Source organism: Roseibium sp. (assembly GCF_965232425.1).
In the GTDB taxonomy this organism is placed as follows: domain Bacteria; phylum Pseudomonadota; class Alphaproteobacteria; order Rhizobiales; family Stappiaceae; genus Roseibium.
Genome location: NZ_OZ246971.1, coordinates 3,181,117 through 3,193,280 on the forward strand (window position 1 = coordinate 3,181,117; position 12,164 = coordinate 3,193,280).

At 61.2% G+C, this 12,164-nt stretch carries 13 protein-coding genes and 1 other RNA gene; 12 read left to right on the forward strand and 2 right to left on the reverse strand.

The window, feature by feature from the left end:
* Window positions 1-107: 107 nt before the first annotated feature.
* Entirely contained in the window at window positions 108-2,096 is a 1,989-nt protein-coding gene (tkt, locus tag ACO08A_RS14680) for a transketolase (RefSeq protein WP_422036770.1), read from the reverse strand.
* A 420-nt stretch (window positions 2,097-2,516) separates the two neighbouring features.
* On the opposite strand from tkt, the gene ACO08A_RS14685 reads away from it, so the two are divergent.
* From ACO08A_RS14685 to ACO08A_RS14715, 7 genes are all read left to right on the forward strand, one after another.
* Window positions 2,517-2,813: a DUF4164 domain-containing protein gene (locus ACO08A_RS14685; RefSeq protein WP_319384112.1), complete on the forward strand. Its 297-nt coding sequence runs from the start codon at window positions 2,517-2,519 to the stop codon at window positions 2,811-2,813.
* A 21-nt stretch (window positions 2,814-2,834) separates the two neighbouring features.
* Window positions 2,835-3,215: a cell division protein ZapA gene (locus ACO08A_RS14690; RefSeq protein ID WP_421979779.1), complete on the forward strand. Its 381-nt coding sequence runs from the start codon at window positions 2,835-2,837 to the stop codon at window positions 3,213-3,215.
* Between the two features lie 91 nt (window positions 3,216-3,306).
* A non-coding RNA gene (ssrS, locus tag ACO08A_RS14695) (6S RNA) lies at window positions 3,307-3,460 on the forward strand.
* A gap of 123 nt (window positions 3,461-3,583) precedes the next feature.
* Complete coding sequence (locus ACO08A_RS14700; RefSeq protein ID WP_422036771.1) at window positions 3,584-4,090, forward strand: 5-formyltetrahydrofolate cyclo-ligase; 507 nt, start codon at window positions 3,584-3,586, stop codon at window positions 4,088-4,090.
* Window positions 4,091-4,104: 14 nt separating this feature from the next.
* Window positions 4,105-4,935 carry a TIGR00282 family metallophosphoesterase gene (locus ACO08A_RS14705; RefSeq protein WP_422036772.1) on the forward strand — a complete coding sequence of 277 codons (831 nt, stop codon included), beginning with the start codon at window positions 4,105-4,107 and terminating at the stop codon, window positions 4,933-4,935.
* A gap of 99 nt (window positions 4,936-5,034) precedes the next feature.
* The gene (locus ACO08A_RS14710; protein WP_422036773.1) at window positions 5,035-5,781 is read left to right on the forward strand and encodes a YebC/PmpR family DNA-binding transcriptional regulator; all 747 of its coding nucleotides are present in this window, start codon (window positions 5,035-5,037) and stop codon (window positions 5,779-5,781) included.
* Between the two features lie 483 nt (window positions 5,782-6,264).
* Window positions 6,265-6,576 (forward strand): MazG-like family protein, encoded by a 312-nt coding sequence (locus tag ACO08A_RS14715; protein WP_422036774.1) that lies wholly within the window; start codon window positions 6,265-6,267, stop codon window positions 6,574-6,576.
* Here the strand turns inward: ACO08A_RS14715 and ACO08A_RS14720 are convergent.
* Complete coding sequence (locus ACO08A_RS14720; protein WP_422036775.1) at window positions 6,568-7,329, reverse strand: sulfite exporter TauE/SafE family protein; 762 nt, start codon at window positions 7,327-7,329, stop codon at window positions 6,568-6,570. The two genes, ACO08A_RS14715 and ACO08A_RS14720, sit on opposite strands and share 9 nt — an antisense overlap.
* A gap of 188 nt (window positions 7,330-7,517) precedes the next feature.
* Between ACO08A_RS14720 and ruvC the strand changes: the two genes are divergently transcribed.
* The 5 genes from ruvC (at window position 7,518) to ACO08A_RS14745 (ending at window position 12,148) form a co-directional block, all read left to right on the forward strand.
* Window positions 7,518-8,033, forward strand: a complete 516-nt coding sequence (gene ruvC / locus ACO08A_RS14725) for a crossover junction endodeoxyribonuclease RuvC (RefSeq protein WP_422036776.1) — start codon at window positions 7,518-7,520, stop codon at window positions 8,031-8,033.
* On the forward strand, window positions 8,030-8,647 hold the full coding sequence (ruvA, locus tag ACO08A_RS14730; protein WP_422036777.1) for a Holliday junction branch migration protein RuvA: 618 nt from the start codon (window positions 8,030-8,032) through the stop codon (window positions 8,645-8,647). Before ruvC ends, ruvA begins: the two co-directional genes overlap by 4 nt.
* Complete coding sequence (locus tag ACO08A_RS14735) at window positions 8,644-8,889, forward strand: endonuclease (RefSeq protein ID WP_422036778.1); 246 nt, start codon at window positions 8,644-8,646, stop codon at window positions 8,887-8,889. The genes ruvA and ACO08A_RS14735 overlap by 4 nt, the downstream gene beginning before the upstream one ends.
* Window positions 8,879-9,919 (forward strand): Holliday junction branch migration DNA helicase RuvB, encoded by a 1,041-nt coding sequence (ruvB, locus tag ACO08A_RS14740; protein WP_422036779.1) that lies wholly within the window; start codon window positions 8,879-8,881, stop codon window positions 9,917-9,919. The genes ACO08A_RS14735 and ruvB overlap by 11 nt, the downstream gene beginning before the upstream one ends.
* Before the next feature lie 117 nt (window positions 9,920-10,036).
* Window positions 10,037-12,148, forward strand: coding sequence for a methyl-accepting chemotaxis protein (locus ACO08A_RS14745; RefSeq protein ID WP_422036780.1), 2,112 nt, complete (start codon window positions 10,037-10,039; stop codon window positions 12,146-12,148).
* Window positions 12,149-12,164: the final 16 nt, after the last annotated feature.

Below are 12,164 nucleotides of genomic sequence, written 5' to 3' on the forward strand. Positions count from 1 at the left end.
ACCGGACGCCGAATGGTGAACCACCTGAGGGTGGTTGCGATTGAGAGCACTCATGTGCTCAGGTCCCGGCCCCTCTTGGAGGAAAAGCGACCGGGCATTGAATTTACTCAGGCTTCGAGCCTTGCCTTCACCGAGGCGACAACCGCGTCCTTGGTGATGCCGAAATGCTCGTAAAGCGCCTTGTAGGGGCCGCTTGCGCCGAAGCCTGTCATGCCGATGAAAATGCCGTCGTTTCCGATGAAACGGTCCCAGCCCATGCGGATGCCTGCTTCGACGGCGACCTTGACGGGACTGTTGCCGATCACGTCAGCCCTGTAGTCGTTGGACTGGGCTTCGAACAGTTCGAAGGACGGCACGGAAACGACCCTTGCGGCGATGCCGGCCTCGGCAAGTTCCTTCTGCGCGTCGACCGCGATTTCCACTTCGGACCCGGAGGCGAACAGCGTGACGGCCGCGTCATCGTCCGTGTCCACGAGCACATAGGCGCCCTTCGAACACAGATTGCCGTCCTCGTAGGTCTTGCGGACGGACGGAAGGTTCTGGCGGGTGAGCGCCAGAACGGACGGACCGTTCCGGTCTTCCAGTGCAAGCTGCCAGCATTCCAGGGTCTCGGTGATGTCCGCCGGGCGGTACAGCGTGAGGTCGGGGATCGCGCGCAGCGCCGCGAAATGCTCGACCGGCTGGTGTGTCGGTCCGTCTTCGCCAAGGCCGATGGAATCGTGGGTCATGACGTGGATGACGCGCTGCTTCATCAGGGCGGCGAGGCGGATCGACGGACGGCAGTAGTCGGAAAAGATCAGGAAGCCGCCGGAATAGGGGATCAGTCCGCCATGCAGCGCCATGCCGTTCATCGCGGCCGCCATGCCGTGTTCACGGATCCCGTAGTGAATGTAGCGGCCCGAGAAATCGTCGGGTGTCACCGGCACGGTCTGCGAGGTTTTGGTGTTGTTGGAACCGGTCAGGTCGGCGGAACCGCCGATTGTCTCCGGGACCACGTCGTTGATGACGTTGAGGACGGCTTCGGACGCCTTGCGGGTCGCCATGGTCGGCTGGTCGGCGGCAAGCTGTTTCTTGTAGTCCAATACCGCCTGGGTGAACGTGGACGGCAGATCGCCGCGGTTGCGGCGTTCGAATTCGGCGCGGGCTTCCGTATCGGCGTCCGCAAACCGCTTTTGCCAGTCCTTGTGCGCATGGGCGGATCTCAGACCGGCAATGCGCCAGGCGTCCAGGATGTCGCTCGGAACCTCGAAGGGTTCGTGCGGCCAGTTGAGCGCTTCGCGGGTCAGCGCGATTTCGTCGGCACCGAGCGGTGCGCCGTGCGCCTTGGCGGTTCCGGCCTTGTTGGGCGCACCGAAGCCGATGGTTGTCTTGGCGGCGATCAGGGTCGGCCGGTCGCTTTCCCGGGCCTGGCGGATGACAGCGGCGATCGCCTCCGGATCGTGGCCGTCGACGCTCAGGGTGTTCCAGCCCGAAGCTTCGAAACGTTCCAGCTGGTTGGTGCTGTCGGTGATCTCGACCTTGCCGTCGATCGAGATGCCGTTGTCGTCCCAGAAGACGATCAGCTTGTTCAGCTTGAGGTGGCCGGCAAGTGTCAGGGCTTCCTGGCTGATGCCTTCCATCAGGCAGCCGTCACCGGCAAGGACATAGGTGTAGTGATCGACAAGCGACTTTCCGAAGCGGTCGGCCTGGAGCCGCTCCGCGATGGCCATGCCGACGGCGTTGCCGAAACCCTGACCGAGCGGACCGGTCGTGGTTTCAATGCCGGCGCCGTGACCGTATTCGGGGTGACCGGCCGTGCGCGAACCGAGCTGACGAAAGTTTTTCAGTTCGTCCAGCGTGAAGTCTTCGTAGCCGAGAAGGTAGAGCAGGCTGTAAAGCAGCATCGAGCCGTGCCCGGCAGACAGAACGAAGCGGTCCCGGTCCGCCCAGTCCGGAGCCGTGGGGTCGAACTTCAGGAATTCGGTAAACAGCACCGTTGCGATATCCGCCGCGCCCATCGGCAGCCCGGGGTGACCGGATTTCGCTTTTTCCACCGCATCAATTGCAAGAAAGCGGATCGCGTTTGCCATGCGATGGTGTTTTTCAAGATCGGTCATCACTATCCCGTTGCTGCTGTGAAGCCTTCGACGCCAGGCTGGTGCCGGGCGCGGTAAATTGCGGTGCATTCCGGAAATGACGGCTGTCAGTTCCGCTCAGGCGCCAGACAAATATCAGGAACGCGCACCGAGTCAATAAAGCTGCGGAAAGCACACGCAGTTATGAAAACGGGAAGTCGGGGAATACAGAGTTGAGGATTCTGCCAATGGTGCCATTGACTGGGGCAAGTCCCGTTGCCTAATCTCGATATTCTGACGAGGATTTGCTTTTTCACCATGGCAAGCGAGCTCTCACGCGCCGGGCAGCGCGGGTTGGAGCGGTTGATCGCTTCCTGAGGTGAAGACATCAAGATTCCTTCAAATTAGGACGGGGATATCAAAGCGGGCCGCCGCACGAAAACATCAGGACGGCTTAAAATAATGGCGGAAATCGACTTCGTTGAAAAAACCAGCCTGGCAGATGCGGTAAAGCGGCTCGATGCGGCTGTCGGGCATCTGGAGACAGCGGTCCAGCGCCGCATGGATGCGGACAGGTCGCTGAATTCCCTTCAGGACGACTTGCAGCGGTTGGGCGAGGACAGGTCCCAGCTGGCCGCGTCTCTGGACGAGAGCCAGGCAAGGGCCTCGCGGCTCGAGGAAGCCAACAAGGATGTATCCAGACGGCTCGTTTCCGCGATGGAGACAATACGAAGCGTACTGGATGCGCACGGGGGCTGACCCAAGGGAGAGCGACGACGCATGGCGCAGATAACGGTCACGATCAACGGCAAGGCGTTCCGGATGGCTTGCGACGACGGCGAGGAAGACCGGTTGATGGGTCTGGCCGCCCGCTTCGACGGCTGGATCAATGAACTCAAGGGGGCGTTCGGAGAAATCGGTGATCAGCGACTGACGGTGATGGCCGGCATCATGGCAACGGACCAGTTGTCGGAGCTTGAACGCAAGCTTGGCGAGCTTGAAACACAGCTCGCCGAAGCCCGGCAGCAGCAGGTCGACGCGCTCGACAACATGAGCCAGAACGAGGAAGAGCTTTCCCGCGCCGTCAACACCGCTGCCGCCCGCATTGAAAGCCTTGCCGAGGGCCTGACCAACAGCTTGCGGCCCCAGGATCCTTCCTGAGCCGGTCGCGATCCACGGCGAAAACACTTTCACGATCGATGACGCCGAACGCGCACTGGTAATTCATCTGGTGCGGGGCTATATGCGGTACCTGCGGCTGCCCGATACGTCAGGAATATTTCCCCGGGGCCTTACGCATTCCCTCGGGAGCTGTCCCTGCTCCGGGCCGTGGTCCGTTGCACACGGCGCCCACCTACATTGTAGGTTTCCCGGGATTGCAATTCCAACGGTCGGACGGCTGCGCTCACTCCATGGCGACCAGAGTTTTCAATGCAGACCGGGATCTTTTCACAGGCATGAACGACGTTTCTACTCCTGGAGCCGTGAAAGCCGGCCTCAGAAAAGAGGTGCTTTCCCGGCGAAAAAACATGGATGCGCTGGAGCGAATCGAGAAAAGTCTTCAACTGGTCGATCACGGCCACAAGCTCCCCTTGCCGGCAGGCGCGGTTGTTGCCGGGTTCTGGCCCATCCGCGACGAGATAGACCCCAGGCCGCTGCTCGACCTGTTGCGCCAGAAAGGCCACAAGCTGAGCCTGCCCGTCATGAGCGGGCCGAGCCTGATTTTCCGTCACCTTGAAAGAGACACGGAGCTGGTCGAAGCCGGCTTCGGGTGCCGGGAGCCGAGTGAAGCGGCGGAAGAAGTCCATCCCGATGTGCTCCTGATGCCGCTGGCCGGGTTCGATGGTGCCGGGAACCGCATCGGCTACGGCAGGGCGTTCTACGATACGGCCATCGCAACGCTTCAAAATTCCGGACCGGTCTTGTGTATCGGTGTCGCGTTTTCGCTTCAGGAGGTTGACCGCGTGCCTGCGGAAGCGCATGACAAGCCTTTGAACGGAATTCTGACCGAACGGGGCTACCGGTCGTTCGGCTGATCTGGCGAGGATATATGCGTATCTTGTTTCTTGGCGATCTGGTCGGCCGGACCGGGCGCACTGCGGTGATCGAGCGCCTGCCTGGCCTGGTTGAGGACAACCAGCTCGATTTCGTGATCGTCAACGGCGAAAACGCGGCCGCCGGGTTCGGCATCACCGAAGCGATCCTGAGAGATGTTCTCGATGCGGGCGCCGATGTCGTGACTACGGGCAATCACGTCTGGGACCAGCGCGACACGCTTGTCTATATCGAGCGCCAGGACAGGCTGCTGCGTCCCGTGAACTATCCTGTCGGCACACCCGGGCGCGGGGCCCATCTTTTCACGGCCCGCAACGGTGCCCAGGTGATGGTGGCGAATGTCATGGGCCGGGTCTTCATGGATGCGATGGACGATCCCTTCGCCGCCATCGACCGGGTGGTCAATGACTGTCCCCTCGGCGATGTCGCCGACGCGATCATCATCGACATGCATGCGGAGGCGACCAGTGAAAAGCAGGCCATGGGACATTTCCTGGACGGTCGGGTCAGCCTCGTCGTCGGCACCCATACCCATGTTCCGACGGCCGATCATCAGATCCTGGAAAACGGCACCGCCTACATGTCGGATGCCGGCATGTGCGGCTCCTATGACAGTGTTCTGGGAATGGAAAAGGACGAGCCGGTGAACCGGTTCCAGCGCAAGATCCCGGGCTCGCGTTTCGCGCCCGCATCCGGGGTGGCGTCCATCTGCGGCGTGGCTATCGAGACCGATGAACGGACGGGTCTCGCGGAACGGATCGCGCCGGTTCGCATCGGCGGCCTTCTGGAGCCGGTCCTGCCCGATTTCTGGACCGGTACGGACTGATCGGGCCGGTCATCGCGAGGGCGCTGGATTTTCAGTGTCATTTTGCCTATAAGCGGCGCAGTTTTCGTCAAGATCAGATCCAAAGAGCCGAGAAGAGCCATGGCAGGCCATTCAAAATTCAAGAACATTATGCACCGCAAGGGCCGCCAGGACGCGGCGCGGTCCAAGATGTTCTCCAAGCTTTCCAAGGAAATCACCGTCGCCGCCAAAATGGGCGATCCGGATCCGGATTCGAACCCGCGCCTGCGCCTGGCCGTGCAGAACGCCAAGGCGCAATCCATGCCCAAGGACAATATCCAGCGGGCGATCAACAAGTCCCAGTCCGGTGACGGCGACAATTACGAAGAGATCCGTTACGAGGGCTACGGGCCTGCAGGCGTTGCCGTTGTCGTGGAAGCGCTGACAGACAACCGCAACCGGTCGGCCTCCAATATCCGGTCCTATTTTACCAAGTGCGGTGGTTCGCTCGGCGAAACCGGCTCCGTTTCCTTCATGTTCGATCGCGTCGGAGAGGTGATCTACAAGCCCGAGGCCGGTGAGGCGGAAGCCGTGCTTGAAGCTGCCATCGAGGCAGGCGCTGAAGATGTTCAGTCCGACGAAAGCGGTCACACGATCTACGCGGCCTTCGAAGATCTGAACGAGGTCGCCAAGGCGCTTGAAGAAGCGTTGGGCGAAGCCGACTCCACCAAGATCATCTGGAAGCCCCAGAACCTGACGCCGGTCGATGCGGACAAGGCGCAGACCCTGATGAAACTGATCGACATGCTCGAAGACGATGACGACGTTCAGAACGTCTATTCGAACTTCGATGTCGACGAGGAAACCATGGCGGCGCTCGCCTCCTGAGGATGCTTCGTCTCAGCTTGAAAGCCCCGGCTGTGCCGGGGTTTTGTTTTTGAGGACAGGTTTCAGGTGTCGTTAGTCGCTTAGTGCCGAAATGCCGGGAACCCGTCATTCCGGACAAGTGCAGCGCAAGCTGCGCGCTGATCCGGAAACCAGATGTATTTCGCGCTGAAGGCGCGGCTTATTCTGGTGGTATCAACAAGAGGGTTCGCTTCGCTCACGCTGATTTCTGGATTCCAGATCAGCATTCGGCATTGCCTCACTTGTCTGGAATGACGGTCGTGGAACGTCACACCCTCCACCCTTTTGCGAACACAGTGAGATGCCGGGCTGAACAGCAGTGGATCACGTCTGAAAAAGGTGGCTGATTTGGGCTCATTTCGACGACGAGCCCAATCGTGTTCATATGAGTTGATGACACTCCGTTCCGGCCCGTTTTGCCGTTGCACATCCAGCGCTATTGCTCCGACCTTTTCAGAGGAACTCATGAACAATATCTATGATCTGACGAAAGCCGACCCGAAATCGCTGCAGGAGCGGGCGCTGAAACTGTCCGAGGAGGCAGGTGAGCTCGCGCAGGCGGTCCTTTCGGTGACCAGGGCATCGGGAAGCGCCTACAAGAACCACTCGCTTGCCGATGTGCGCGAGGAAGCGGTCGATGCAGCGATCGTTGCACTGGCCCTTCTGGCGCACGCCTCGGCCAGCCGGGAGGAATTCGAAGCCGAACTCGACAGGCTCATGACGCTCAAGTGCGCGAAGTGGAGCGAAAAGGTCGAGAGCCAGAAAGCGTCATCGTAGCAGAGTGTCGAGCGCGGGCATGCTGGTCAGCGCGGCGAGCGCGATCAGGACATAGGCGGTCTTTCTGTAAAAACCCGGCCGCGCCTTGCCGAACCCCCGGGCCCCGAGAAAGATCGCCAGTGCATAGACCGGAACGGCGACGATCAGCAGGCGGGCGACTTCAGCGGTGAAAAACCCATGCATCAGATAGGCGGCGAAGGTTCCGACACTTGCCAGGGCGAAGAAGACGATCAGGTTGGCCCTGACAACCTGCGGATCGCTCGAACTTGAAAGCCACATGGCAACAACCGGCGGTGCAGAGACCTGCGAGATGCCGCCAAGCACGCCCGACACGCCGCCCGTTGCAAATGACACCGCCGGGTGGGGCGGACGCTGATAGCGCCAGCCGGAGATGAGCAGCGCCAGAAGACAGACCACGATCGCGCAAATGATCCACCGCAGCACCAGGACGTTGGTGGTCGCAAGCAGCCAGGCGCCCAGGTGAACAAAAAGGATTGCTCCCAGAACGGCGGGCAGCACCGTTTGCCAGATGCAGCTCCTCATCGCGCGGACGAGCAGCGGCAGGGTGACGATGCTGTCGACGAAGAGAAAGGTCGCTGCGGCAACTGCAGGCGGCACGACGCTGGTGGCAATCGGAATGAAGATCATGCCCGCGCCGAAGCCGGTGAAGCCGCGCACGCATCCGGCGACAAACAGGACCAGGGCGAGGAACACGAGCAGGTCTGGTGGAAACGTGTCGAACAGTCCGGACATCAAGGCTCTCGAGGTGTCGGAATCAGGGCGATGATCATGCCATCATTGATCGCTTTTTCCACGATTTCGACCAATTCCCGGGGAACTTCGCCGATCGGGCGCCGCCGGACCGGTTTTGGACAGTCTTTCGGCTCAACGTTCCCGCTTTCGCTGGCGTCCGTGCTCAAGTTTTGTTACCGCTTTGTTCCATGACACATGCGATTCGATTGCTCGGCATTGATCCGGGATTGCGGCGCACCGGGTGGGGCATGATCGAGACGGCCGGAAACCGGTTGTCTTTCATTGCGTCCGGCACGGTCACGTCCGACAACAGGAAAAGCCTGGCCGAACGGCTTGTCGAACTGCATGACGGGCTGTCCAGTATCGTCCGCCAGCACGATCCGATGGAAGCGGCCGTGGAGCATACCTTCGTGAACAAGGATGCCGGGGCGACGCTGAAACTCGGGCAGGCGCGCGGGATCGCGCTGCTCGTGCCTTCCCTTGCGGGTTTGCCGGTCGCCGAATATGCGCCCAACCTGGTCAAGAAGACCGTCGTCGGCACGGGCCATGCCGAAAAGGAGCAGATCCGGGCGATGGTGAAGATCCTGATGCCCAAGGCGACCTTCAATTCCGACGACGCCGCAGATGCGCTTGCCATCGCGATTTGCCATGCACAGCACCGCGGCAGCGGTTCAGCACGCCTGATGGCGCAGGGGGCGGCATGATCGGCAAACTGAAAGGCACCATCGACAGTTACGGCGAGGACCACGTCATTCTCGATGTGCATGGCGTCGGCTACCAGGTGCATTGCCCCTCCCGCATCCTGCAGGGGCTGCCGAGGCCGGGCGAAGCCGCGGTCCTGTTCATCGAGACCATCGTGCGTGAAGACATGATCCGCCTCTTCGGTTTCGGCCATGAAGCGGAGCGGGAATGGTTCCGCATCCTGATGACGGTGCAGGGTGTCGGTGCCAAGGTCGCGCTGGGCATCCTGGGTATCCTGAAGGCAAGTGAGGTCGCCAACGCGATCGCGCTCGGCGACAAGGCGACCATATCGCGGGCCCCCGGTGTCGGCAAACGCGTTGCCGAACGTATCCTGAGCGAGCTCAAGGATAAGGCGCCGGCCCTTGCCAGCGTCGACCAGGGCACGATCGCGGTCTCGCAAAGCGTCTCGGACAATGTCGCCGCGCGTCCGGTGGCGGAAGCCGTGTCCGCCCTGGTGAACCTGGGCTACGCACAGGCGCAGGCGAGTGCGGCGGTCGCCAAGGCCATGCAATCGGCCGGGGAGGAGGCCTCTACGGAAACCCTGATTCGTCTCGGCCTGAAGGAGCTTGCCGGATGATCGCTCTTGCCTATGCCGTGATTGCTGTCGTCTTCGTTGTGCTCGGCATTGGCGGGATCATGTTTCTCGACCACAAGTTTTCGCAGTCGGTCGGGGACCGGCAATTTGCCATAAAGGGACGGCGCATCGAAACGGATGATCCTTTTGTGCGCAGCCAGTTCCGCAAATTCTACGCGCTCAGGGTCGCGTGGTCGGTCCTGCTCATCGTGCTCCTGTTTGTTGTGGTAAGCCATGTCGGATGAACCCCGGATCGTGACGCCTGAAATTCGCGGCGACGAAATCGACAGCACCATGCGCCCGCAGGCGCTGGATGACTTTGTCGGCCAGGCGCAGGCGCGGGCAAATCTCAAGGTGTTCATCGGGGCAGCCAAGGCGCGCGGTGAAGCGCTCGACCATGTCCTGTTCGTCGGTCCGCCCGGCCTCGGCAAGACGACGCTGGCCCAGATCATGGCACGGGAACTGGGCGTCAATTTCCGGGCGACCTCCGGTCCCGTCATCGCCAAGGCCGGGGACCTGGCCGCGCTGCTCACCAACCTGGAAGAACGGGATGTTCTCTTCATCGATGAGATCCACCGACTCAATCCGGCGGTCGAAGAAGTGCTCTATCCGGCGATGGAGGATTACCAACTCGACCTGATCATCGGCGAGGGGCCAGCGGCGCGCTCGGTGAAGATCGACCTCGCCAAGTTCACACTGGTCGCGGCGACGACCCGTCTCGGACTGCTGACGACACCCTTGCGGGACCGCTTCGGCATCCCGGTCCGTCTTCAGTTCTACACGGTCGAAGAGCTGGAACATATCGTCAAGCGGGGCGCATCGATCCTCGGCATCGGCATGGCCGAAGACGGCGCGCGCGAGATCGCGAAACGCTCGCGCGGGACGCCGCGGATCGCCGGCCGGCTCCTGCGCAGGGTCCGGGATTTCGCCGTCGTGGAGGGCATCGATCGCGTCGACTGCGCCCTTGCGGACAGGGCGCTCCTGCAGCTTGAGGTCGACAGCGCCGGTCTTGACGGTCTTGACCGCAGATACCTCAACCAGATTGCCGTCAATTTCGGCGGCGGTCCCGTCGGCATCGAAACGATCGCAGCCGCGCTCTCCGAACCCCGGGACGCGATCGAGGAAATCGTCGAGCCCTATCTCATCCAGAACGGGTTCCTGCAGCGCTCTCCAAGGGGGCGCCTGCTGACACCGATGGCGTTCGCGCATCTCGGCCTTGCCATTCCCGAGAAGTCCGATATTTCGCAAATGGGCCTCTTCACCGATCCGGAGTGACCTGTCCGCATGCACCAAATCGCCGCTGCCATCGCCCGATTACACGGATGAGTGGTATGGTTAAGCATTTGTTGGCGAATTTATTCGTATTGTCCCTGTAATTATTCGGGGGACACGATGCGCAAACGCCTTTCATCCAAACTGGCTCTCATGTTCTTGGCCGGTGCGCTCACCATGTGTGTGGCGATCGTAACAGTGACATCCACGTTGTCGCGGGATGTCGCGAACGGTCAGGCGGACAACAGTCTGCAGAGCGCGACCAAGGCAAAACAGAAAGTTCTCGAGCTGGCGCTCGACCAGATTCTCTACAGTGCCAAGTTCTTTGTCTCGCTTGAAGAGGCCAAGGACAGCCTCATGAAGACAATGGTCGGCTGGAAAAACCTTAAGGAGGGTCAGAAAGAGACGCTCCGCAAGATCTTCGTGGCAGACAATCCGCATCCGCCACACGAACGTCACCTTCTGACCGAGCCGGAGGAGTCCAACTACTACGTGAACAACCACAAGGTCGTTCACCCGGTCTATCAGGACGTGATCTCGCAGGGCCTCTTTTCCGATGCGGCGCTCGCCAACCCGGACGGCTTCATCACCTACACCTACAAAAAGGGACCCGAGTTCGCCTTCCATGTCGAAGAGGCGGACATAAAGGGCAGCCCGGTGCAACTGGCGATGGGCAGCCTCTATGAGGCGGCCAAGGCCGAGACCCTTGCAGCCGGACAGATCTATTCCTCCGGCTTCGTGGCCGGTGCCGACGGGTCGGTATCACTTGTTCTGGCCGCGCCGGTGTTCTATCTCGACCGCTTCTTCGGTGCTGTGGCGTTCACTGCCGACATGCAAAAACTGGCTGCGCTGCTGAACGAGCCGACCGGTATCGGTGAAAGCGAACAGATCTTTCTCGTGGATGCCTTCGGCAAACTGGTCAAGCTCGACGCAACCGGAAACGCTGCCATCGTTCACACCATGGCGGACATCTCGTCGGGTGACAGCCTGATCAGTCTGGACGACAGCGATTACCGGTTCGCCAAGGCCACGAACACGTTCGAAAGCACACCCTACGGCGTTGTCCAGGCGGTCAAGCAGACCGAACTTGCCGCAGCGGCAGACCGGATCACCTATGGTGCCGTCATCTCCGGCTTCCTGTGTCTTGTGCCGATCGTCGGCCTCATCTGGTGGGTCACGCGCCGCATGTTCGCGCCGCTGGAGAACCTCGCGGTGGCTGCGAGCAGGATCGCGGACGGCGATCTCGAGGTTGCCGTGGAGGCGACAGAGCGGCAGGACGAAATCGGCCGGATGGCGCGCTGTATCGAGGTCTTCAAGGACAATTCCGTGGAGCGCGAGCGTCTCGCGGCCGAGCGCAAGGTCGGTCATATCGCCCGCGAAAAGCGCGAGAAACTGATCGATTCCCTGATCGCGGATTTCCGGGCCGAATCTCAGTCGGTGCTGGAGCTGGTGGAAACCAATATCGCCCGTGTTGAGGACGTGTCCTCGGCGCTCAACGAACGCTCGGCCTCTGCATCCGAACAGGGCGAAACGGCGGTTTCAACGTCGGAGAACGCCTCTTCGAACGTTCAGGCGGTGGCCTCGGCAACCGAAGAGCTGAACGCCTCCATTTCGGAAATCTCACGGCAGGTCGAGACCACGGCGTCGATCGTCGAGCAGACGACGATGGCGGCGCAAAGCTCGAACTCCAAGATCTCGGGTCTCGCCGAAGCGGCAAACAAGATCGGCGACGTCCTGTCGCTCATCTCCGAGATTGCGGAACAGACCAACCTGCTTGCGCTGAACGCGACCATCGAGGCCGCGCGGGCGGGCGATGCCGGCAAGGGTTTTGCGGTTGTGGCGTCCGAGGTGAAGTCGCTTGCCGGCCAGACGGCCAAGGCAACGGAAGAAATCTCCGCGCAGATCTCCGCGATCCAGGCGTCCACGTCGGAAGCGGTCGAGGAGATCGCCCGCGTTTCGGAGTCGGTGGAAGAGGTCAATTCCTACACCACGACGATTTCGGATGCGGTTCAGCAGCAGGGCTCGGCAACCAGCGAGATTTCCCGGAATGTCGCCGAGGCAGCGGACGGAACGCGCAGCGTGGCCACGACCGTTGTCTCCCTGAACCAGGGCGTCGCGGAAAACTCGGCCGCTGTCGGCGACATGCTGCAGGCGACCATCGAGATGAAGCAGCAGGCGGAACATCTGCGGGCCTCCGTCGAGAAATTCCTCTCCGAGGTTGCAGCGGCGTAAGTCAGCGCCTAGCTAT